Annotated in this window: 11 protein-coding genes and 1 pseudogene; 5 read left to right on the top strand and 7 right to left on the bottom strand. The window is 60.4% G+C overall.

Annotated features, from left to right (window positions below; genetic code table 11):
* Positions 1-1062: 1062 nt before the first annotated feature.
* The 4 genes and pseudogenes from ACFU5V_RS28855 to ACFU5V_RS28840 form a co-directional block, all read right to left on the bottom strand.
* Positions 1063-1503: pseudogene (locus tag ACFU5V_RS28855) on the bottom strand (transposase); the annotation flags it as partial.
* A gap of 382 nt (positions 1504-1885) precedes the next feature.
* A complete protein-coding gene (gene acs, locus ACFU5V_RS28850) occupies positions 1886-3811 on the bottom strand; it encodes an acetate--CoA ligase (RefSeq protein WP_378703309.1) in 1926 nt (641 codons plus the stop codon).
* Between the two features lie 441 nt (positions 3812-4252).
* Complete coding sequence (locus ACFU5V_RS28845) at positions 4253-5608, bottom strand: MFS transporter (protein WP_378703308.1); 1356 nt, start codon at positions 5606-5608, stop codon at positions 4253-4255.
* Positions 5609-6946: 1338 nt separating this feature from the next.
* Positions 6947-7549: a TetR/AcrR family transcriptional regulator gene (locus tag ACFU5V_RS28840; protein WP_378703307.1), complete on the bottom strand. Its 603-nt coding sequence runs from the start codon at positions 7547-7549 to the stop codon at positions 6947-6949.
* A 522-nt stretch (positions 7550-8071) separates the two neighbouring features.
* Between ACFU5V_RS28840 and ACFU5V_RS28835 the strand changes: the two genes are divergently transcribed.
* The 5 genes from ACFU5V_RS28835 to ilvD all read left to right on the top strand — a co-directional run bounded on the left by ACFU5V_RS28835 (position 8072) and on the right by ilvD (position 14940).
* Positions 8072-8911 carry a sulfurtransferase gene (locus tag ACFU5V_RS28835; RefSeq protein ID WP_378703306.1) on the top strand — a complete coding sequence of 280 codons (840 nt, stop codon included), beginning with the start codon at positions 8072-8074 and terminating at the stop codon, positions 8909-8911.
* 1272 nt (positions 8912-10183) lie between these two features.
* Positions 10184-11092 (top strand): LysR family transcriptional regulator, encoded by a 909-nt coding sequence (locus tag ACFU5V_RS28830; RefSeq protein ID WP_378703305.1) that lies wholly within the window; start codon positions 10184-10186, stop codon positions 11090-11092.
* 813 nt (positions 11093-11905) lie between these two features.
* Positions 11906-12787: a fumarylacetoacetate hydrolase family protein gene (locus ACFU5V_RS28825; protein WP_378703304.1), complete on the top strand. Its 882-nt coding sequence runs from the start codon at positions 11906-11908 to the stop codon at positions 12785-12787.
* A gap of 13 nt (positions 12788-12800) precedes the next feature.
* Positions 12801-13190 carry a tautomerase family protein gene (locus ACFU5V_RS28820; RefSeq protein ID WP_378703303.1) on the top strand — a complete coding sequence of 130 codons (390 nt, stop codon included), beginning with the start codon at positions 12801-12803 and terminating at the stop codon, positions 13188-13190.
* A gap of 25 nt (positions 13191-13215) precedes the next feature.
* Positions 13216-14940 (top strand): dihydroxy-acid dehydratase, encoded by a 1725-nt coding sequence (gene ilvD / locus ACFU5V_RS28815; RefSeq protein ID WP_378703302.1) that lies wholly within the window; start codon positions 13216-13218, stop codon positions 14938-14940.
* Positions 14941-17108: 2168 nt separating this feature from the next.
* Here the strand turns inward: ilvD and ACFU5V_RS28810 are convergent.
* The 3 genes from ACFU5V_RS28810 to ACFU5V_RS28800 form a co-directional block, all read right to left on the bottom strand.
* The gene (locus ACFU5V_RS28810; RefSeq protein WP_378703301.1) at positions 17109-20438 is read right to left on the bottom strand and encodes an NAD-glutamate dehydrogenase domain-containing protein; all 3330 of its coding nucleotides are present in this window, start codon (positions 20436-20438) and stop codon (positions 17109-17111) included.
* A gap of 124 nt (positions 20439-20562) precedes the next feature.
* Positions 20563-21963 carry an aspartate aminotransferase family protein gene (locus ACFU5V_RS28805; protein WP_378703300.1) on the bottom strand — a complete coding sequence of 467 codons (1401 nt, stop codon included), beginning with the start codon at positions 21961-21963 and terminating at the stop codon, positions 20563-20565.
* Between the two features lie 12 nt (positions 21964-21975).
* Positions 21976-23475, bottom strand: coding sequence for a CoA-acylating methylmalonate-semialdehyde dehydrogenase (locus tag ACFU5V_RS28800; protein WP_378703299.1), 1500 nt, complete (start codon positions 23473-23475; stop codon positions 21976-21978).
* Positions 23476-23759: the final 284 nt, after the last annotated feature.

Here is a 23759-nt window from a genome sequence, read left to right as displayed (position 1 = left end):
CTGAAATGAGAGACGCGTTCGTTGGGGACGCGGATCGACAACAGCGCTCACGCCACAGGCAGCTGTCCTGCGGGACAGGCAGTCCGACGAGTTTCATCCTTGAGCGAGCTGATGGCGCTCGCGGAGGTGATGCGGGCTACGGAGTCGTGCAATGAAACTGCGGGTTGGCCAGCCTCAGCGTGGCTCGTTCGTTCTCTGCTGAGCGGTGTCCGCATGCGTTCCATTGCAGAGGAATCCGCGGGAGTGCTAATGTAGCTATCTACAAGATAGTAACATGAAGGGTATTGATATGGCCGTTCCAGCCGAGATGGACTCTCGGAACACCCATGTCGGAGGACTTCGGCAGTGGAGGTTCGAGCCGAAGGCGCGCTTCAGGTCGAGGCTGAGGCGATGGAGCAGTGCAGCTTTGCGATGGAATGCAACTCTCTACGCGCTACCTGTCCGGCAACACGGATTGGATATCCAGGACTTCGGCTGCATCGGTGCGCCAAAGCCAAACCCTACCAGGGACTATCTGTCGTCGCCGGGGAGATTGTGACAGGTGTGGCAGCGTGAGTAGGGACGACCTTCGGTATCGGTCCGGTCCCCACCACATCGCCGACCACCATAGGCGCTAGTGGCACACGCTATCGTCTACCTGTCTCCACGCTGCCGATTGGCACTCACCCACTCGTTATCGACCAATGTTGGCTGCTACGCCTTGCCGCCGAACGGTCCAATTCTCGCCGGCAACCGCGAGGAAATGGGTCGACCGCTATCTGTAGACGGTGAGGTGGAGGCGATGCCAGGCCACTCCTCTCCGGCAACATCACTGCCCGTATCTGCCGGACCGCGTCGCCAACCGAACGGCGTGATGGGGCAGCGGTGGCCCGCCGCTTTGCCGGCCAGATCCGCATCGGTTACTACCTTATCCGGCCCGATCCACCATCACCGCTGCAGCACCGTCACAACTGTGCGGCGGGTCAAAGCGCGACCCGATGCCGGGAGTAGGCGCCGCGGAGAGCGTCGCGATCGCGGCGCTGCGCTTCAAACTCAGAAATGATTGCAGTGCAGCAGGATAGACGCGGCTTGCCACCGGTAGTAGCCCGAGCGGGAGACTTCGAGGATCTTGGCACAGCCACTTCACAGGGAAGGTTTCACGGTGGTCGCCGACGAGTTGGAAGCGGATCACCAGTTGGTCTCGCCTGCGAAATACTTCGCGTCCCGGCGCAGGATCTCCCGCTCGGTTTCAGTTTCCGGATCTGGGCATTGAACAGCTTGTTCTCCTCCTCCAATACGGAGTTGGATGCTACTCGTCCTAGCAGCAAGGACAGGCGAGCCAGCCCTCTGGCCCGGGTTCGGTCGGGGAGGGTCAGCCCGTTTGTGTTCGGCGCGCACCCAATTGCGTAGGGTCTCCGATCTGATTCTAAGTCCTTGCCGAGCCCTCGAAGGTATGACTCGGTCGCACAGATAGGGTGCGACGGCATCAGCCTTGAATTCCGCCGAGTAGGCCTTCGTCGCCATCAGTGACATCTGGGACCCTTACGTGCCAGTGTTCGTGATGTGCACACTCAACGGGAACGCCCGACCATTCCCTTGGCGTACTCGGTGGAAGACCACGACGCCCGCACGGAGACCTTCGTCGCCACCCAGGGTATTGAGTTTCGGGCGGTGTTGACCGACAACGGATCCTGCTATCGCTCGTCCTGTTTTGCTGCGGAGCTCGACTCGACGTCGAGCACCGCTAGGCGGTGCTGCCCGCAGGCTCTCGAACGAGTTCGTGATCGACATGCGTGGGGATCGGCATGCCGATCACTGTTCCGATCGAACACCACAACCTCGGTGGGTGTCGCACTGCGGTGGCACTCGCGCCGAGGCGCCGAGGGCGTGCCTACTTGCTAGGTCCTTAGGTCTTTCGGAGGGTGTCGAAGACCTTGGGGTCGACGAGGGTGGAGGTGTCGCCGAGGTCGCGGCCTTCGGCGATGTCCTTGAGCAGGCGTCGCATGATCTTGCCCGATCTCGTTTTGGGGAGTTCGGGGACGATGGTGATCTGGCGGGGCTTGGCGATCGGGCTGATCTCCCGGGACACCTCGGCCTTGAGTTCGGCGATGAGGGTGTCGCCGGTGTTCTCGACGCCCTCGCGGAGGATGACGAACGCGACGATGCCCTGGCCGGTGGTCTCGTCGGCGGCGCCGACGACGGCGGCCTCGGCGACGCCGTGGTGGCCGACGAGGGCGGATTCGACCTCGGAGGTGGAGATGCGGTGGCCGGAGACGTTCATGACGTCGTCGACGCGGCCGAGCACCCACAGGGCGCCGTCCTCGTCGTACTTGGCGCCGTCACCGGCGAAGTACCAGCCCTGCTCGGGGTACCGGGACCAGTAGGTGTCGCGGTAGCGGTCCATGTCGCCCCAGATGCCGCGGAGCATCGCCGGCCACGGCTTGTCGAGGACGAGGTAGCCGGAGCCGCCGGCGCCGAGTTCGTTCGCGTCGTCGTCGACGATCTTCGCGGAGATGCCGGGCAGCGGGGCCATCGCGGAGCCGGGTTTGGTGGCGGTGATCCCGGGCAGCGGGGAGATCATGATGGCGCCGGTCTCGGTCTGCCACCAGGTGTCGACGATGGGGGCCTGGTTGCCGCCGATGACCTCGCGGAACCATTTCCAGGCCTCGGGGTTGATGGGTTCGCCGACGGAGCCGAGCAGCCGGATCGAGGACAGGTCGTGGGCGTCGGGGATGTCGCGGCCCCACTTCATGAATGTGCGGACCAGGGTGGGGGCGGTGTAGTAGATGCTGACACCGTATTTTTCGATGATCTGGAAGTGACGGTGCTCGTCGGGGGAGTTCGGGGTGCCCTCGTAGACCACCTGGGTGACGCCGTTGGACAGGGGCCCGTAGACGATGTAGCTGTGGCCGGTGACCCAGCCGATGTCGGCGGTGCACCAGTACACGTCGCGGCCGGCCTTGTGGTCGAACACGTTGTGGTGGGTGTAGGAGGCCTGGGTGAGGTAGCCGCCGGAGGTGTGGATGATGCCCTTGGGCTTTCCGGTGGTGCCGGAGGTGTAGAGGATGAACAGCGGGTGCTCGGCGTCGAACGGGGTCGCCTGATGGGTGCCGGAGGCCTTGTCGACGGTCTCGTGCCACCACAGGTCGCGGCCGTCGGTGACCTCGACGTCGATGCCGGTGCGCTTGACGACGAGGACGTGCTCGACGGATTCCGCGCCGTCGACGGCTTCGTCGACGGCGGGTTTGAGGGGTGCGGCCTGGCCGCGGCGCCACTGTCCGTCGACGGTGACGACGAGTTTGGCTTCGGCGTCGTCGATGCGCGAGCGCAGGGCGGCGGCGGAGAAGCCGGCGAAGACCACGGAGTGGGTCAGGCCGAGGCGGGCGCAGGCGAGCATGGTGACGATGGCCTCGGGGATCATCGGCATGTAGATCGCGACGCGGTCGCCGGCGACGAGTCCGAGGTCGGTGAAGGTGTTGGCGGCCTTGCTGACTTCGGTGAGCAGGTCGTTGTAGGTGAGGTCGCGGGTGTCGCCCGGTTCGCCTTCGAAGTGGATGGCGACGCGGTCGCCGTTGCCGGCGATCACGTGCCGGTCGACGCAGTTGTAGGCGACATTCAACTCGCCGCCGACGAACCATTTCGCGACGGGTGCGTCGGACCAGTCGAGTACCTCGGTGAAGGGCGTGTGCCAGTGCAGGCGCTCGGCCTGTGTCGCCCAGAACGCGAGTCGGTCCTCGTCTGCGGCAGCCTGCAGGTCGGGGCCGGCGTTCGCAGTAGCGGTAAACGCCGGGCTCGCCGGATACTCAGGTGGTTCGGTGACAAGCTGAGACATGCGAAACCTCCGAGAAAATCGCCATTGTGGGCAAACTTATGCTGACACCTTGGATACCAATTCAGTAGCAGAGTGGTTCGATCCTGAGCGGTACCGAGCGCAGCGCCAGGAAGATCCAGCCGTTCAATGCAGAACGATCTGACCATTCGGAATTCCGCTCCACAAGATCACGTAGCAATGCCGACGAACGAATCATACTGATGACGGGCCAGATTCAGATTGGTGTTCCAAGATCGACAGGCGTGCGATCTATCATACTAGCTCGGGGCACATGATGCACCGTGAGCGTTCTTCACGGGATCGCATACACCTGCGGTGTCGCTCAGACCGCGGTATCCGCCGCGAAAGCGCGAGCATGTGACGCTAGCAAGTAGATAAGACGAATCAATCGCATGCAGGCCGGTCATCTCTCACCGGCCTGCATGCAAGTTGCGCGTTCTATCACACGGTCGGGGAGACGGTAGGGGAAGCGCCTGCCCCTGGTCGGTCTCCGTTCTTTGAGTTGGAGTCGGTCGCGTGGATAGTGCTCAGTTTGTCGTCGAGCTTCCTGACCGCGGGAAGCATGATGAACCACACACCTGCGGCAATGACAAAGAGTGCAATCAGAATGAATGCCGGTGTGAAAGAGCCGGTAATGCTTTTGATTCCGCCTGTCATGTAGGTGCCGGTGAACCCGCTCAAGTTTCCAACTGCGTTGATGAAGCCGATGCCCGCAGCCGCGCTGACACCCTTGAGCAGTTGCGACGGCGCGGACCAGAAGATCACAATCGCAGAGTAGATTCCGGACGCCATGATCACGAACCCGACCACGATGACGACCGGATGGTTCAGTACGAGGCCGAGAATTACGGCAACACCAGCGACAATCGCTGAGATGCCCATGTGCTTGCGTCGTTCCGACACTCGATCAGAGTGACGGCTGACGACAACCATCACGATGGCCGCCACGGCGTATGGAATGGCTGTGATGAGTCCAGTCTGCATGATCGACAGGCCGCCGCCGAAACTTTCGAGCAACATCGGGAAGAAGAAGTACATGGCGTTGGTTCCCGAAGAGATACCGAAGTAGATCAAAGCGAGTGCCCAGACCGTCTTATTCGCCATGACGCTGCGGACGTGTGCGAGGGTACTCGACTTTCCACCACTCTCGAGAGATGCAAGTCGGGATTCTTCCTCCAACTCTGTTTGGAGCCAACGACGTTGCGCAGGTTGGAGCCACTTGGCCTTCGCTGGCGAGTCGGTAAGGTAGAAGTATGTGAAGATGCCGAGGACGATCGCCGGGATTGACTCGATGGCGTACATCAGCCGCCATCCTTCGACTCCGATTCGGTTCCCAAGATCGATTAGCGCTGCGCTGAGCGGACTACCGATAACCTGGGAGAGCGGAACCGCTAGATAGAAGATGGCAATCATTCGCGCGCGGTATTTTGAGGGAAACCACAAGGACAGGAAGAAAATGATGCCCGGGTAGAAGCCGGCTTCTGCAACTCCCAGCAGGAAGCGGAGGACCAGGAAGTCGCCAGCATGCCGCATGAACGCCATCAGAAGCCCGATCAGCCCCCACGACACCGCAATCCGCGAGATCCACTTTCGGGCTCCGAAACGATGGAGTGCTACGTTGCTGGGCACTTCGAAGATGAAGTATCCGAGGAAGAAGATGCCGGCACCCAGTCCATAGATGGCAGAACTGATGCCTAAATCATCATTCATATGGAGCGCAGCAAAGCCAACATTTGTGCGGTCGAGGAAACTGATGAAGTAAAGAATGACGAGGAGCGGCATGATTCGCCGCGCCACTGCCCGGATCGTGGTTCGTTCGATTGATGACGCTAAGTGGGGTGAATCGTGTGACATCGAAGGATCTCCTTGTAACTACTTCTGTGAGTGTCGTGTGGACACTCGGGCACGTCCGTCCAGCGTGTGCGCATCCGGGCGAATCTATTTTCTGTCGCGAGTCAGGTGGGTAATCGCCCTGGGGGGTAACCATTTCCGACATCGACGATCTGTGGCAATACGTCGCACAGCCGAGTCCTCTGTGAACCGGCTGCGTGTGCGACCAGCACGTGTGGCTCCTCTTCTCTGGATGATGTGAACGCCTTCGGTCCTCCCAGCGGCCGTCGCAGTGATGCCGGACTACGTCCGAGACGCATCGAGCCGAATACCGTGCACCGGTTCTCGCTCCTTGCTCCGTCGTCGTACAGGCGCAACACATACGGCGAGGAAGTGCGGGTACTCGAGTGCGTACTCCGCATGTCTAACCGGAACCCGTCCGGGCAATCGCGGACACATTTGTGCCGCTGTGAGTCAAGTCTCATCATTATTCGCGACCGCGCAATAGTGAAAAATGAACACGTCTGTGCAAATATGCACATCTCGATGGTGCGGTTAGTGGACGCCTTCGTACCTCCCCGAGGCAGCGCGGATCCTAGTGTGGTGTTGGCCGACCACAATCTCCATGGCGTCGAGCGCTGGCGACTGCTCAGGTGGCGAACGACGATCTCGAAAATAAGCGCCCGATAGCCGGATGGGCTCAAACCTCGAGGACGTGCGCGGTTGAGAAGGCCAGTCGAGTAAGTGACTTAGGGCCGCTGGCTCCTAACCTGCTGGTCCGACGGCAGAATCCGGGATCAAAGTTGATATCGCCACCTCGACCCGGGCCGGCATGCCGTGCAGCAGGGTCCTACACGCGGTCTCGCTGGAACGGCATCAACCGCGCGCACTCGACGCGGATGTGGTTAACGCCTGCAGCTATGGGCTGCCAGGCCGCGCCCGGAGAGGAGCGCTGCGATCCCCTCGCTCGGCGACCTACAGCGGCACGCCCTGGTCGGGTATCTCTCTGAGCGACTTATCGGCGTTGAGATGCGTCGATGCTCCGGCCAGCATTTGGCGAGCCATGCGGATCGTGGCCCTAGGTCGTATCTAGAAACCTTGGGCGGCAGCGGCATTGCGCCCACGTTTGTGGCAGGGCACGCTATCTGCGGCCTTCGAGTGCTTCGCCCGGGGGTGGGCGTCGGTGTAGCTACCGGCGCGTGACCCATCACGTGTGGCGGCGGATCGCGCGTGTAGACGAGCGCGATCGCGGATTGAGCACCTCGCCTGTGACTAACCGTTGCTGTACGAGCCTCTAGGGTCTGGTCAGTGACATTGTTCATCGTTCTTCTCCTTAACGCTGGTGTCAGCGAGGTTGGCAAGATCGACAATTAGCGCATCGAACGACGCTACGGAACGCGTGGCGCGCGACACGATCAATGCTCCCTCGACGCCGGCGAGAGCATGGGCTGCCAAGGCGTGTGCGCGGTTCGCAGGAACCCCTAGGTCTGTCAGCGCCGCACTTAGTTCGTCAATGATGCGCGAGAAGCCGTGCCCGACCGCGTGGGCTAGTTCGGGCTGCGCAGTCAGTGTCTCGGTGACAAGTGGGGCCACCGCGCACCCCTCCGTGTAGTCGGTCGATAAAAGGCGGTCTCGAGACTCGCGGATGTAGCCGCTGACCAGGGCTCCCGGGGAACGGGCTTTCGAACGCAGCGCGCGTACAGCGTCGATGGTTGCATCGATATGAAGGTCGGCGACGCTCCTCGCCAGTTCTTGCTTGCCGCCTGGGAAATGGAAGTAGACCGATCCGCGAGGTGTTCCGCTGGCGGCGAGAACATCGGAGAACGCGGTTTGGCTGTAACCCTGCTGCCGGAACAGCTGGCGAGCAGAGTCGATCATGCGTTCTCGCGCGTCGGTGCGACGGGGCATCGGTCAGTCCTCTCTCATGTTCGACGGTGGCAACACCCTCGATCGGTCTTTGACAAGTATGATGGCATACATATATCGTTTGGGTGTAGTTGGGGTCACAATCCATATCGCACATCGGTCATAGGCCGGATCTCGCGCTATCGCTAGGTTCGGGGCACGTCCTCAGGAGAAGTACATGTGGATCGCGCGCGAGCACGAGCTCCGGCAGCGACGAAAATGCCTGGGAATGCAGGTCGTCTAGTTGACGAGTCCCTCGAGTTACGGCTTCAGGGTGTCGAAGCCTGGCCCGTGTCAGCGCGACCTCGACATTTTGAGCTGCGGGCAGCATCCTGGTCGACAGACGGTTGGGCTGATCGCAGAATGCTGGACTATCCGAGCATGCTGACGTGGTGGGCATAGGCGCACCAGCTTTTCGGAGGGCGACCGTGTCATTTAGTGGCCAACTGAATTCGAGGCCACCGCCAGCCCAGTAGCGCAGAATATGAACTCAAGAAAGCAACCACACACAGGAGGATTTCGAGTATGAGTCGTAGTGACGTCCTAGTCTCGACAGAATGGGTGGCGAACAACGCGAATTCAGATTCGGTTGTGGTGATTGAGGTAGACGAAGATACTGCCGCTTACGCAGATGGGCACGTACCCGGCGCGGTGAAGTTGGATTGGAAGACGGATCTGCAAGAACGGGTTAATCGTGATCTCTTGGGTAGGGATCAGTTCGAGTCACTGCTTTCCGACAAAGGAATCAGAAACAGCGATACCATTATCCTTTACGGAGGAAACAACAATTGGTTTGCTGCGTACGCCTACTGGTACTTCAAACTCTACGGGCACGATGACGTCAAACTGATGGATGGTGGGCGGAAAAAGTGGGAACTAGAGGGCCGAACTCTCTCGACCGATTCGGTTGAACGGACTTCGTCAAGATACGTTGCGGATGAGCAGAATAGTGCAATCCGTGCCTTCCGAGACGAGGTGATCGCAGGTCTCGGAACGAAGAACTACTTGGATATACGTACCCCGGGAGAGTTCACTGGTGCACTACTCGCTCCAGCGCACCTTCCTCAAGAGCAGGCGCAGCGCCGAGGTCACATTCCCGGTGCGGTGAATGTGCCGTGGTCCAGGACGGTGCACGAGGATGGAACCTTCAGGTCAGATAGCGAGATCGCGGACATTTACATAGAAGCAGGTATCGACTTCGGGAAAGACACGATCGCGTACTGCCGCATAGGCGAGCGCTCTAGCCACTCCTGGTTCGCTCTGCATGAACTACTTGGGCACCGGAACGTGAAGAATTACGATGGATCTTGGACTGAATACGGATCCCTGGTGGGCGTCCCGATTGAAAGTGAATACGTGACATAGTCCTCTAAAGTCCGGCGAAGTATTCGTTGGACGTTCATAGCGAAATGGGCAGGCGGCCGGTGAGGCAGGCGATCCGCGGCGGCTGGTTCGTGGCGTGGAGATTTCAGAAGCGTGTTCCCGCAAGTCCACCCTGCGGAAACCGCTCGTCAAACGTGATTCCAGTGGTGAAGTCCTGCCTCGATCGGCCTGGGCTGTGTTCGGTCAAACGATTCGCGTACTGTTGCCCGGGATGCCAGGCGAGCCCAGAAACGCATTCAATACGCGCGAGCGCATAATGACCGGCGCCGCGGTGGGGGCGTCGGTCATTATGACGCGTTGCGAAATCTACTCAAATTGCTTTCTCGGTCTGCCTTATCGCTTTCTGGAGCAGTAGGCTCCACGCCACAAAAGCGGCCACGGGTTCGTCCGCCACGTTCCCGGTGCTGATCCGGAATCGGCTCGGTGAGGTGTTGCGGGACCCATTGGCTCCGCCGCGATGCGGCTGCCGGTGCTGCATACCGTCGGTCCAATTCGTTGCAGTTCCGCAACCGTATCCGTTGGACCGTTAGTTAGTCACCGGAGTCCGTCCTCGCAACCGAACGCCGTGCGATCTATGAAGCGCCGCGGTTAGGTACCGTCATTCGCCGGTGGTACGGGTACGCGCTCGCTAGACTACGTATGTCTTCCTGAGTGCAAGACGATTCAGGAATGACTTGCCATAGACGCTCAATGAACCGTCGCGTTGTCATTCCGAACCGGACAAGGATCTCCTCCGCAGCTGCGCCCCCATATGGTGCCCACATACTGGCGAACTCGATGAGCAGATCCGACTCGTGGTCAGGGTGTTTTCCTTTGCGGTTCATTTCGATCCACGCGGCGCGTCGCCGCTGGCGCAATCGGCGGGTTCCGTAAGAATTCATGTTACTTAACACATCGTTTCGGTCCTGTGGAGGGCCTTGGAATTGTCGTTGGCGATCGCTGCAGGGAGATCGGCGCGGAGCGCGAAGTCGACTACAACGCGGGTCATCAGGGGATGGAATGACGAGGCTTCGCTAGGCGGTGACCGAGATCAGGTTAAGCATGATTCCAAGGTTCTAAGTGTGATTTTGCGATTTTGGAAACTACTGACTGTCGGTGGAGATCCTACTTGATCTGGTGCAGGACGAGAGAGGCTGGCAGGCAGCAATAGTTTATCGCTGTGCGTCACAGTATTACCCATGCATCTTCCAGCGCAATGCCCAAGATTGAACAGAAGTGTGTATATCTGCACACCTGGTGCTTAGAGGAGTTCCAATGCTTTCTGCGGATGATCTACGTTTCTTTCTTGAGGTCGCCCGGACGAGGAGGCTGGTCTCGGCCGCACGGAATCTTGGGGTGGACCATACTACTGTGAGCCGGCGGGTCTCGAATCTCGAACGTGCCGTCGGCAGAAGACTGTTCGACCGCTTTTCCAGCGGATGGGTGCTCACTGACGCGGGAGGGCAGTTGGTCACCCACGCTGAGGCCATTGAGTCTCGCCTACTTGCGGCCGCGGAGGATCTTGGCAGCGCCGGGGGCAGACTGTCGGGAAGCTTGAGGATCGTTGCTCCAGATGCGTTTGGTTCGTTCGTCCTTGCTGAGGCTCTACCGGAAGTGCGGCGCCGGCATCCCAGGTTGGCTATCGAGATGGTGACAGCGTCAGGCGTCGACATGCTGGCGACAAGGGAATTCGATATCGGTGTATCCCTTGAGAAGCCGCGTCCACGCGGTGTCGACGTCGAGTCGCTTGCCTCATACACCCTAGGCTTGTACGCCACAGCAGACTACCTGCGATGGAACCCGGTCATCACCTCTCTGAGTGATTTGCGAAGGCATACGGTGATTGGGTACATCGACTCACTCTTGGATATCCCTGCGCTTCGTAACATGCGTGAGACACTTGACGGTGTTCAGCCGATGGTTCGGGCGACAAGCATTACCAGTCAATGGCTCTCGGCTGTTGGCGGGCACGGCGTTGCAATCCTCCCTGAGTTCGTTGCGGAGCGGGACCGTCGGTTGGTACGGATACTCAGGACTGGCGTCTCTGTGCGCAGAAACTACTGGCTTGTCATCCCGCATGAACTGCGACGACTCGCACGCGTGCAGTTGGGTCGGGCGGCCTTACTGAGATTGGTCCAACGCCACCCCTATCTAAGCGAGGGCAACAGTGATGAAGCGGACTAGTCAGTTGGATGGCAGAGCACCCGGCAGGATGCCTCAAACGAAACTGCTGAGGGTGCCACACTCGCGACGATTAGCGCTCCCTCGATTTCCTGCAAGCGCCTCGGGGGTGCGGGCGAATCTCGAAACACTGACCTCCGAAAAGTCCTCAAAGCCTGGCCTGATGGCGCGCCACGCACCGTCTGCTCGCAGATCCGCTACCACTTCGACGACGGGTGCCTCTTCCGGCTAGCAACTCCGTAGATACCGATCGGTATCTGTTGAGTGGCAACGAAGCGGGGGTAGAGAGTCGGCCACGGCGTGAGAGACCGGAGATCAAACGCGGTCTTCTGCGACGTGACGTTGAGCCGATGTACCGGCGGTGTGCTTGCGTCCTTGTTCCCGGGGATGGCCGCATACCGGGACCCCCCTGGGCGTCGGTGGCCGCAAGTGCAACCGATGAGCTGGGACAGGCCCGTGTGCCTAGTGAGGTTGGCGATCGGCCGATCTGAATGCTCACTAGACAGTGGCACCGTGCACCTCGCTGACCTGCTGAAATGTTCACTCGTCCGCATACCTCGGTGCGACAGGGAGCCAGCTGTCCTCGGTGAGTGCCCGGCCTCCGATTGCTGCATATTCGTGAGTGTCATGGAGCCACCACGTGGATTCTGTCGAGCGGATCTTGACAAGTATGACGGCATACATATAACTTAGGTTGTAGTTCGAATCACACATGCATACCGCGGTGTGTAGTCATGGAATCGCCCCACAGTTTCTGGGGATCCTCCAGATGTTTAATAGCCCTGTGCGGGGCCAAATTTTTTCGCAGGAGAGAACATGCGCCTTGCGCGATACGGTGAAATTGGGCGTGAGCGCCCGGCCATCATTGATGACGACGGCAGGCTTTGGGACGCTGGCAGTCTCGTCGCTGACATTACCCCTGAGGTGATTGGCGAGCAGCTGGAAACGATCGTCGGAGTAGACCTGGCAAACCTTACTCCCGTCGAGGGCGTCCCGAGGTTGGGTCCGCCGATTGCGAACGTTGGGAAGCTGGTCGCGGTGGGGCTTAACTACTTTGCCCACGCGGATGAGTCCAACATGACCCCTCCGACTGAGCCGATCGTATTCCTGAAATCCACGTCATCGATAGCCGGTCCAAACGATGACATCGTTATCCCGCCGGGAAGTGTAAAGACTGACTGGGAAGTTGAACTCGGCGTCGTCATCGGTAAAACGGCGAAGCATGTCACAGAACGTGACGCTCTCTCGCACGTCGCCGGTTACCTCATCGTGAACGATGTGTCCGAACGCGAGTATCAGCTCGCCCGCGGAGGGTCGTGGGACAAGGGGAAGGGATATGACAGCTTCGGTCCGCTCGGGCCCTGGCTTGTCACCGCCGACGAAGTTGGCGATCCCCAAGATCTCGCTTTGACTCTCGAAGTCAACGGTGTTCGTCGGCAGGACGGGTCCACTCGAGACATGATCTTCGATGTTGCAACTCTCGTGTCTTACATCAGCCAGTTCATGACCCTGCATCCCGGTGACATTGTTGCGACAGGGACGCCGGCAGGAGTCGGAATGGGTCTGAAGCCGGAACCGGTATACCTGAGTGAGGGTGATGTCGTCACACTCGCTATCTCCAAGCTTGGCTCGCAACGACAGGTTTGCGTCGCCAGCTCTGATGTTGGATCCATCACTGAACCCCTCGTTACAAAGTAAAGGAGCTCTTGTTATGCCCACTGTGAAGGTTCATCTCCGTAAGGGTCGCACGCCCGAGCAGAAGGATGCGATCGCCACTTCGATCCAGAAGGCCTTGGTAGAGAATCTCGGAATCCCCGACGAGGATCGTTACCAGCTGTTCCAGGAGTACGACGACACCGACTTCCGTCACACCGACGGATACCTCGGGCTTGAGTACTCGCGAGAACTACTGATCATTGAGATCACCTTCATCGAGGGTCGCGGCGACGAGGTGAAGAGGGGGATCCTGCGTGACATCAACGCCAACCTGGTGAGTACGGCTGGGCTCCGCGCGGACGACGCGCTCATCAACATCATCGAGGTAGCCCGTACGAACATCTCATTCGGGCAAGGTCGCGCGCAGCGAGCCGAGTTCAAGTAGCTCCGAGCAGGAAGAAGGGATAATCGTGGGTTCCGATCAGCGACTAAAGGAGAACCTCCGCAGCCGCCACGTCACCGAGGGGCCGCAGAGTGCTCCGCACCGCTCCTTCCTGTACTCGATGGGTTTGACTGAAGATCAGATCCATCAACCACTGATTGGGGTGGCAACCTGCTGGAGCGAGGTTGCGCCGTGCAACATCAACCTGGACAAGCAGGCGCAAGATGTCAAGGCTGGTGTGTCCGCGGCGGGCGGAACACCGCGCGAGTTCAACACAATCAGCGTTACCGACGTCATCGCAATGGGTCACGCGGGCATGCGCGCCTCCTTGCCATCACGCGAGGTAATCGCCGACTCAGTGGAACTCGTGATGCGCGGGCACTCCTACGATGGATTGGTAGCGCTCGGGGCCTGCGACAAGACCATTCCCGGAATGATGATGGCAATGTTGCGGCTGAACATTCCGTCCCTCTTCATTTACGGTGGGTCGACATTGCCGGGTGTGTTTCAGAACCGAGATGTCACTAGCCAAGATATGTTCGAGTCAGTCGGCATGCACTCAGTCGGCGATATGTCAGATCAGGAACTCGATCAGATCGAGCGGGTGGCCTGCCCAGGAGCTGGAGCCTGTGGCGCCCAGGCCACCGCGAACACAATGGCTGCAGTGTCAGAAGCGATCGGGCTGGCGCTGCCGTACTCTGCGGGTACTCCCGCGGTTTACGAGAGTCGCCAGGAATCGAATCGACGCGCCGGGGAGACTGTCCTCGATCTGTTGGATGCGTCTATTCGCCCGCGTGACATCGTCACTAGAGAGGCGCTCGAGAATGCCGCCGCTGTTGTGGCAGCAACCGGCGGCTCGACAAATGCGGCGCTCCACCTACCTGCACTTGCCCATGAGTGCGGCATCGACTTCGATTTGTTCGATGTGGTGGAAGTCTTCCGTCGAACGCCATACCTGACGGATCTCAAGCCGGGAGGCAGGTACGTTGCAACGGACCTCTTCGCGGCAGGGGGTTTCCCGTTGGTTCTGAAGACGCTTCTCGACCACGGATTCATCCATGGCGACGCGCTGACAGTTACGGGACGCACAATTGCCGAAAACCTTGCTGATGTGAAATGGAATTCACAGCAAGACGTCGTCTACCCCGCGGATGCACCCATCACCGCGTCCGGTGGTGTAGCGGGTTTGCGCGGCAATCTTGCCCCCGACGGTGCCATCGTCAAGGTGGCCGGGATGAAGATCCGCACGTTCACGGGGCCGGCGCGTGTCTTCGACAGTGAAGAACTATGTCACGAAGCTGTGCTGACACGTAACTACGAGCCAGGTGATGTCCTCGTCATCCGTTACGAAGGACCAAAGGGCGGACCTGGAATGCGCGAGATGCTCGCCACTACAGCAGCATTGGCAGGACAGGGAATGGGAACCAAGGTTGCCATCATCACTGATGGGCGATTCTCGGGCGCAACGCGCGGCTTCTGCATCGGTCACGTAGGTCCCGAGGCTGCGGAAGGTGGTCCTATCGCCCTGCTCGAAGACGGTGATGTCGTCAGCGTTGATGTTGACGCGGGAACGCTCTCGGTTGAGCTCACCGAGGAAGAACTGTCGAGGCGTCGGTCTTTGTGGAAGCCGCGTGAGAACGACTATGCCAGCGGTGCGCTCTGGAAATACGCTGACCAGGTCGGTCCCGCGATGCGCGGTGCGGTCACGCATCCGGGTGCGGCGAAGGAAAAGCTTCCTTACTGGGAGGTTTGAGGACACCAGGGACTGCCAGATCCAAGCTGCGCTGGGCTCATTGCTAAGGACAATGAGCTCAGCGCAGCTCCGGGCAAACCACCCGTCGAATCGATCCCCTCACTGTGCGATCTTCGCTGGTAGATGGGATCCGCATAGCACCGACCTGGCCCGTCATAACGGGAAGCCTGCTTCCCGCGGTTGGTCAGGCTCCGCTGCATCGAGTGCGACGCGTCCCGCGAAGATCGCCACCCCCGCCAGTAAATTCGCGGGCGGAAGACAACTCGATGCACAACCGCAAAGCCTGGCGCCGTATTGGCGCACCCCGGCTGCCGCGGGTCAGCAGCGGGAAACGATCGATCAGCCGGTGCAGGATCTTCTCGGGCGACATCGTCCGCAACTGAGCCGCGGCCAATTCGATCGACAGCAGCAATCCGTCGGCCGGTGACAAATCCCCGTCACCGCGTTCCCTCGGCGAGCGCCAACCCCGGAGCCGCGGAAGCACCTCGCTCGACGAACAACGACACCGCGTCGTACTTGGGTAATATCACCTCTCGCTGTGCAAGAAACCGGATCGGCAAATCCTGTGGCGGACTCGTCGAGTGGTCTCGTAACTTCGGTAGGCCGGCCACTGCGTCGGCTAGCGACGACATGATGAGCCGATCACCGCTGGCAATGTTCGCGCTGCACGGCGACCGAGACCCATATCGCACGCAGGCGCGTTTTGCCGGCACCGCCGATCCCAGTGAACGTCACCAGCACGGACCCGGTCAACAGGTTCTTAGCCTCGTGAACTCGGATCGGCAGCAGTTCGCGGCATTGGTCAGTTCCAGGGGAAGCTTCCCCCGCGCTTGGAGTGGAACGCCTGAGCCCCGCGTCCCTCTGTGTCTGGTCGCCGGTTATAGCCTCTACATTAGGAGGGACATCCTCGTCGACCGGAAAGCCATGATGTAGTTGGAACCGCCGGAGTTCCTCCCGAAGTCGGTGGAGCCTGGCCGGCTGACTGGAGGATCCAGGACATCGTGCGCTTCGCGTGATGCTGATGGTAGGCGGTTGTTCAACTGGACCAACATCGTTCCCGGACAAGAGACCGAAACCCTGCGGGCTTGCGCTCAGCCCCGCAGAGTCGCATTGGACGAGTGTGACGTATTAGAGGTCGCACACTACCGACATCTCTTGTGGTACAAGCGTGCCACGAGAAAGTCTTGTGATTTGCTGCGTCACAGTACTTTGACCGAGTTCCATGCCTCATACAATCGCTGGGGTGCCCTCCTCCGTAGAGCAACGCTTGATCCCGCCAGCCAAACCCCGGCTGGCCGAGTCTCCGATGCTTCGGCGGTCCGACTTACCCGACTCGGGACCGCCGATGGGAACCCGCTGTCCATAGTGTGGATGGCGGGTTCCGTTCTCTCCGAAGAGCCGTGGCGAAGCCGACTGTCCTTACACGTATTCGCGGTGCCGAAGGCTCCAGCAACCAAGCGATGATCACCATCGGCCCGTAGATATGTCATGGACCACCGCATCGGTCCACGACTGGCTGCGCCCGTTTGGGAAAATTCTATGTCCCAATCAGCGTCGACGAATGCCGACATTGTGGGGCAAAGTCACGCGGGAACGGAGCCATGTGGACCATGGTGGGAGTCACCACTGAAGAATCACTCGGCCAACTCGCATGAACGCCCTCGACACCCACGCGAAACTAGCTGCGTGGGTGCGGCTGGCCCCCATATGATCACACCGCAAGAACGACCACGCCGCAGTACCGACTGCACCCGATCCGCCCCCGGCATCATCGGCCCGACTGAGCGGGCCTCTCGGTTGGCCCGCCGCCGAGTTCGGCAACCCGAATCGGCTATCCCCTTCTGTCGCGGACAGCCGAAACGGAGTCACTAGAGAACCCACCGACAGGCCATGTGAGGCGCTGTCGGCGGGGTCCCGTGCCGCATCCCTCATCGATGCGCCGGGCGAAGCCCCACCGGTCTATGGATGGGGTTCGGTGGGACTTCTACACCAGAGGGTCGAGTAGGGAGTCGACCCGGTGCGCACTCAGACTATCCATGGCGATCCGCCACCGCCACCGACACGCTCACCATTCAACCATCGACTCCATCACGAAGCAGCCCTCTCCACCTATACGTGACAACGAACGCGAATCACATCAGTAGCAGTTGCTGCTGCGGCTATCCTAATTAAATCTGAGTCTGAGCCATCGTCCGGATCTCTCGTGCCGCAACCGACAGGGTGGCGAGGGTGTACACACCTTGATTTGCGATTTCGCGAAGAGTCGTTCGCGAGCGTGCGAGGCGGGCTGCGTTCACGCTCTCCCAACGCATCAGCTTCTGACTTGAGTTGTCGTGGAGGCATGTTGAGGTGCAGACATCCTGCGTGAGTGTGCGTAGCGAACGATAGAGATCATCGCGAAGCGCAAGGCGCGCGAGCGCGTTCCAACGTTCCTCACGAGGCAGGGACGAAACGGCGATCAACAGCTTGTCGATCTGAAGATGGTCGGACAGAGAGAAATACAGCTCGGCAACTTCGAATGGGTCTCGTGTCGTGACGTCCGCGGCTTCGATAATATCGAGCAGGGAGTATCGGAATAGCAGCTCGCTCACGTCGCGTGCCAAAGTGGGGTGTAGGCCACGCTCGACCCACTGGGCAGTCGTACTCTGCACGCTTGCATGTTCCGTGCCCCGCAGCCAGGCGCCGATGGGCGTGGACAGCTGCGATATAAGCGGCCCGAATCGGCGAATCTCCGCACCGACAGCGAGTGGCTGAGGTCGGTTCGCGAGCAACCATCGAGACGCACGATCGAGCAGACGTCGCACTTCGGTGGTCAACGCATATGTGACCTCGGCGGAGTGGGTGCGGTTATGGATTCGCGTCCACAGTCCATCGAATCCGAAGATCGACGAAGCCGTGGCGTAGGCACGGACTACATCCGTCGTACTTGCGCCTGTCTCCTCGGACAGCCTGAGCGCATAGGTGATACCACCGCGGTCGACCACCTTGTTGACGAGCTGGGTGGCGATGATTTCCCGGCGAAGTGGGTGATTGCGGATCGCATCCGGAAAGCGGTTGGAAATCGGGGTTGGAAAGTAGGCGCACAACAGGTTGTCGAATAGATCATGGTGGTCCAGGAAGTCCGATCGTTGAAGGTCCGCCTTGAGCGCCAGCTTCGTATGAGCCGCTAGCGTCGCCAACTCCGGCGAAGTGAGCCCTTGCTCCGCCTGGGTAAGCGCCTCAAACCCGATGGGCGTCGGTAGTGCCTCCAATGCGCGATTCAGCTGGTGGTTGTCTTCGAGATCGGCCGTGAGTCGGGCATATGCCTTAGTGAAGGGAGCGGCGCTGAAGCGAGCCTCACCGATTAGCTCATTCTGGCTGGTGTTCTCAGCCAGAACTAACGAGGCGACCTGTCCCGTCATCTCGCCCAGCATAGTGGCTCGCTCATCACTCGAGATGTCTTCCGAACGGACGAGTCCGTCGAGAAGAATTTTGATGTTGACCTCGTGGTCAGAGCAGCTCACACCTGCGGAGTTGTCGAGGGCGTCGGTGTTGATCGCGCCTCCGGACTGGGCGAACTCGATTCGCCCTCGCTGAGTGAAGCCGAGGTTTCCTCCTTCGCCGACTATGCGCGCGCGAACGTCGGACGCATCGACACGGACACTGTCATTTGCCTTGTCGCTGGCATCGAGGTGTGTTTCGTTGCTGGCCTTGACATAGGTTCCGACGCCTGCGTTCCAGAGGAGGTCGACCGGAGCTCGCAGGATGGCCTGAATCAGCTGGGGAGGAGTTAGCGAGGACACCGTGCCGGAGATTCCAAGTGCAGTACGAACCTGCTCGCTCAACGTGATTGACTTACTTGTGCGTGACCAGACTCCGCCGCCGTCGCTGATCAGATCCGGATTGTAGTCAGCCCAGGATGATTGGGGGAGCTCAAACAGTCGCTTGCGCTCTCGGAAGGATTGCCCCGGTTCTGGGTTGGGGTCGACGAAGATGTGCCGGTGGTCGAATGCGGCGATCAACCGCAAGCTTTCACTGAGCATCATCCCATTTCCGAAGACATCGCCACTCATGTCACCGATGCCGGCGACAGTGTAGTCATCGAGCTGATCATCGATGTCGATTTCGCGGAGGTGGCGTTGAACGCTCGCCCATGCGCCCCTGGCGGTGATACCCATCTGCTTGTGGTCGTATCCCAGAGAGCCGCCGGAGGCGAACGCATCACCGAGCCAGAATCCTCGATCCTGGGCGATAGCGTTGGCGATATCGGAGAACCGCGCGGTGCCTTTGTCCGCCGCGACGACCAGGTAGGCGTCGTCTTCGTCGTACCGAACCACACGATCTGGAGTCTCAATTTCTCCTGTAACGGCGTTTCGGTTGTCTGTCAAATCGATTAGGCTCGAGATAAATTCGCGGTAGCAGTATACCGCCTCGGCGTGCAACGATTCCTGGTCGGAACGCTCGCTTCCGGTGAGCTGGGTTTGTTTCCGGACGACGAACACACCTTTGGCGCCGAGAGGAACGATGACGGAGTTCTTCACGGCTTGGGCTTTTACCAGGCCGAGAACCTCTGTACGGTAGTCATCGATGCGATCTGACCAGCGTAGGCCTCCGCGCGCGACGACTCCGAACCGAAGGTGCGTTCCCTCTACGCGAGGTGAGCACACGAAGGCTTCGAACTGAGGCCGAGGCTCTGGAAGTTCGGTGACGCGTCCGGCTGCAATCTTCAATGCAAGAGGACGGTTCCGGGTTGGCTTGGAGTAGTGGTTGGTGCGCGTTGTCGCTTCGATCAGCGATAGATAGGCACGCAGAATGCGATCGGCGTCGAGGCTGAGGACCTTGCTGATCTCCTGCGCGGCAACGCTGGCGTCAGGTTGGTTCGGGGGCCGCAACAAAGGATCGGGGAAGTTGCTCGGGTCGAACTTTGACTCGAAGAGCTCGACAAGAGCCTTGGTCGAGCATGGGTTGTCGAGCAATACGGCGGCGATCCGCTGCTGTGGATAAGGGAAGGTTGCCTGTTGGAGATACTTTGCGTATGTCCGCAGTACAGCGCACTGTCGCCAATCCAACCCAGCGCTCAAGATCAACTTGTTAAATGAATCGAGTTCGATACTACCGTCCCAGCCTGCGTGGAAAGCGTCAAGCAGCCGGTCAGCTACCTGCGCATCGACGGACTGAGCTTCGGGACTCGCGGCAGTTGTTATTCCGAAATCGTAGATCCGGCAGATTAATCCGTCCGATCGCTGCACCGCAGTGGGACGTTCGTCAACCACACCGATTCCCAGACTGTGCAGAATGGGCACCACGTCGTCCAGGGAAAGCTCGGTTTCACCGCTGTAGAGCACGATCCGTAAGTCGAAAGGTTGGTCGTGTTCGGACGTGCGGAGCTCGACCTCGAGGCCGCCGGACTGCAATGAATCGAGGAGCGTGCGGTTCAATGGCGCTGGTGGGCGCGGCTGGTCCGCCTGATATCCATCAGGGAGACCAGCCGAGTCGACCCTGGACAAAGTAGAGGACATCGTTGTCTTCTCCAAATGCTTCGAGTTGTCGTGCAAGGTCGGTGTCGATGAGATCGGGTAGCGCCCACCGGCCCGTTGATCAGGCGGACCGGTGCGCCTCTAACCTGGCTAACTGAATTCGGACTTAGTCGGTTCGGCCCACAGATGTGAAACTGTCCGCGATGTTCAATGCCTCGTCGAGAATTGCGAGGCCTTCATGTGCTTCGCTCTCGCTGACGTTGCACGGAGGAACGATATGAATCCGGTTGAAATTGGCGAACGGCAGAAGACCACGGGATTTGCATTCTCCGAGGAGCGCTGTCATTGCGGGGCTTGTTCCGCCGTAGGGGGCGAGCGGGGCCTTGGTCGTTCTGTCAGAGACCAGCTCCACGGCCCAGAACACGCCTGCTCCTCGGACTTCGCCGATACTCGGATGACGCTCGGCGAGGCCTCGTAACCCAGGTCCGAGCACCGCCTCTCCGATGGCACGGGCGTTCTCGACCATGTGCTCGTCTTCCATAGCGGTAATGGTCGCTACTGCAGCGGCTGTTGCTAGCGGGTGGCCGGAATAGGTCAATCCGCCGGGGTAGGGACGCTCGTCGAAGGTCTCGGCGATGCGTGAGTTAATCGCAACGCCGCCCAGCGGCACGTAACCGGAGTTGACGCCCTTGGCGAAAGTGATCAGGTCGGGAGTCACGTCGAAGTGGTCGATTGAAAACCACCGGCCGGACCGACCGAACCCTGCCATGACCTCATCGGCAATGAAGATAATGCCGTACTTATCGCACAATTCACGTACGCCGGCCATGTAGCCCGGCGGCGGGATCATGATCCCGGCAGTGCCGGGAATCGACTCGAGTACGATCGCCGCGATCGAGGACGGTCCCTCAAACCTGATGAGATTGTGGAGGTGCTCGAGAGCTCGCTCTGACTCCTCGTGCTCGTTCGCCGAATGGAAGGGCGACCGGTACAGGAACGGCCCGAAGAAATGGACAGTGCCGCTGTTGCCGTAGTCGTTGGGCCACCGGCGCGGGTCGCCGGTGAGGTTGATCGCGGTGTCCGTGCCACCGTGGTACGAGCGATACCGCGTCAGCACTTTGTAGCGGCCGGTGTGCAGGCGGGCCATGCGCACGGCGTGCTCGTTGGCGTCGGCGCCGCCGTTGGTGAAGAACACCTTGTTCAGGTCACCCGGGGTCCGCTCGGCGATCAGCCGCGCGGCCTCAGAACGGGCATCATTCACATGCTGGGGAGCGATGGTGCAGAGCTTGGCAGCTTGCTCCTGGATCGCTGCGACCACGGCCGGGTGTTGGTGCCCGATGTTGGTATTGACCAGCTGGGAGGAGAAGTCGAGCAGACGATTTCCGTCGCCATCCCAGATGTACGACCCTCGCGTTGCACTGACAGTCATGGGCGTTAGTTTCGCTTGTGCCGACCATGAGTGGAACACGTGCGCGCGGTCGAGTTCGTACGCGCGCTTGCCCTGCTCGCGGGCACTCTCAAGAGAAAGACCGTTGGGCAGGATCTGGTTGTCAAGCTGTGCGGTCATGGGAGAGGTTCCTTAGTTGTTCTGGGGGAAGCCGAGGTTGAGGCCGCCGTGGCTGGGGTCGAGCCAGCGGCTGGTGACGACCTTGCCGCGGGTGAAGAAGTGCACACCTTCGGTTCCGTGGGCGTGGGTGTCGCCGAACAGGGAGTTCTTCCAGCCCCCGAAGGAGTAGTACGCGGTCGGGACCGGAATCGGGACGTTGATGCCGACCATCCCGACCTCGACCTCGTTCTGGAATCGGCGGGCGGCGCCGCCGTCGTTGGTGAAGATGGCGGTGCCGTTGCCGAATTGGCTGGAGTTCACCAGTTCGAGGGCTTCGTCGTAGGAGTCGACGCGGATGACGGAGAGGACGGGTCCGAAGATTTCGTCGGTGTAGACGGACATGTCGGTGGTGACGTGGTCGATCAGGGTGGGTCCGAGCCAGAACCCGTCGGCACCGCCGTCGGGCTGCACCTGCCGGCCGTCCACCACGATGGTCGCGCCGTCGTTTTCGCCGGCGTCGATGTAGGAGGCGACCTTGTCGCGGTGCACCTTCGTCACCAGCGGTCCCATGTCGGAGTCTTTGGTGCCGTCGCCGATCTTCAACGTGTCGGTGCGCGTCTTGATCTTCGCGACGAGTTCGTCGGCGATGTCCCCGACGGCGACGAGGGCGGAGATGGCCATGCAGCGTTCGCCGGCGGAGCCGAAGCCGGCGTTGACCATGGCGTCGGCGGCGAGGTCGAGGTCGGCGTCGGGCAGGACGATGGCGTGGTTCTTCGCCCCGCCGAGGGCTTGGACGCGTTTGCCGTGGGCGGTGCCGGTGGCGTAGACGTACTGGGCGATGGGGGTGGACCCGACGAAGCTGATCGCCTTGATCGCGGGGTGGGTGAGGAGTTCGTCGACGGAGGTCTTGTCGCCCTGGAGGACGTTGAACACGCCGGCCGGGAGTCCGGCTTCGGCCCAGAGTTCGGCCATCCAGATCGCGGCGGTGGGGTCCTTCTCGGACGGCTTGAGGACGACGGTGTTGCCGGCGGCGATGGCGATGGGGAAGAACCACATCGGGACCATGGCGGGGAAGTTGAAGGGGGAGATGATCCCGACCGGGCCGACGGGCTGGCGGAGGGAGGAGACGTCGACGTTGGTGGACGCGTTCTCCGTCATGCCGCCCTTGAGCAGGTGCGCGATGCCGCAGGCGAATTCGACGACTTCCTGGCCGCGGCTCACCTCGCCGAGGGCGTCGGAGACGACCTTGCCGTGTTCGGAGGTGATGATCTCGGCCAACTCGCCTTTGCGGGCGTTGAGCAGTTCCCGGAATTTGAAGATGATCTGGGTGCGCTTGGCGAGGGAGGTGTCGCGCCAGGCGGGGAACGCGGCGGCGGCGGAGTCGATGACGGCGCGGGCATCGGAAATGTTTGCGAGTACGAGCTGGCCGGTGACCTCGCCCGTTGCAGGATTTGTAACAGGAGCGACATTTTCGCTAGAGCCCATGAACGGCTTGCCGTCGAGCCAATGACTGATCGTATTCGTGTTTGGCACGGATTCTTCCCTTCTTGTGCGCGGATTTCCGCGGCAACTGTGTCCACTATGGGTCGCGCCGGTACATACAGGTAACCTTCACATCGGCATGAATTTGACTGGATTTCTTACAAGGTGTCAGAGAACTGTTACTTCAACGCGACGCTCCGGCGGGCCGAGTGACTGGTTCGCGAACGTCTTGGTTGGCGCAGATGCCAAAACTGTATTGACGCGACGGGTCCCAGTAGGGGGTTCCCGTGAGAGCGCATATTCTGCCTTCAGTTCGTATCGAATCGAAGTTTGGC

This window comes from Rhodococcus sp. NPDC057529, from assembly GCF_042802055.1.
GTDB lineage: Bacteria > Actinomycetota > Actinomycetes > Mycobacteriales > Mycobacteriaceae > Rhodococcus_F.
Note: the sequence above shows the minus strand (reverse complement) of the source record. Positions and strands in the feature narration are given on the sequence as shown.

Bases quoted from the DNA above. Each gene is read 5' to 3' on its own strand.
- ACFU5V_RS28835 (WP_378703306.1), top strand. From the start codon at position 8,072: ATGAGTCGTAGTGACGTCCTAGTCTCGACAGAATGGGTGGCGAACAAC.
- ACFU5V_RS28810 (WP_378703301.1), bottom strand. From the start codon at position 20,438: ATGTCCTCTACTTTGTCCAGGGTCGACTCGGCTGGTCTCCCTGATGGA.
- ACFU5V_RS28805 (WP_378703300.1), bottom strand. From the start codon at position 21,963: ATGACCGCACAGCTTGACAACCAGATCCTGCCCAACGGTCTTTCTCTT.
- ACFU5V_RS28840 (WP_378703307.1), bottom strand. From the start codon at position 7,549: ATGCCCCGTCGCACCGACGCGCGAGAACGCATGATCGACTCTGCTCGC.
- ACFU5V_RS28820 (WP_378703303.1), top strand. From the start codon at position 12,801: ATGCCCACTGTGAAGGTTCATCTCCGTAAGGGTCGCACGCCCGAGCAG.
- ACFU5V_RS28830 (WP_378703305.1), top strand. From the start codon at position 10,184: ATGCTTTCTGCGGATGATCTACGTTTCTTTCTTGAGGTCGCCCGGACG.
- ACFU5V_RS28825 (WP_378703304.1), top strand. From the start codon at position 11,906: ATGCGCCTTGCGCGATACGGTGAAATTGGGCGTGAGCGCCCGGCCATC.
- acs (WP_378703309.1), bottom strand. From the start codon at position 3,811: ATGTCTCAGCTTGTCACCGAACCACCTGAGTATCCGGCGAGCCCGGCG.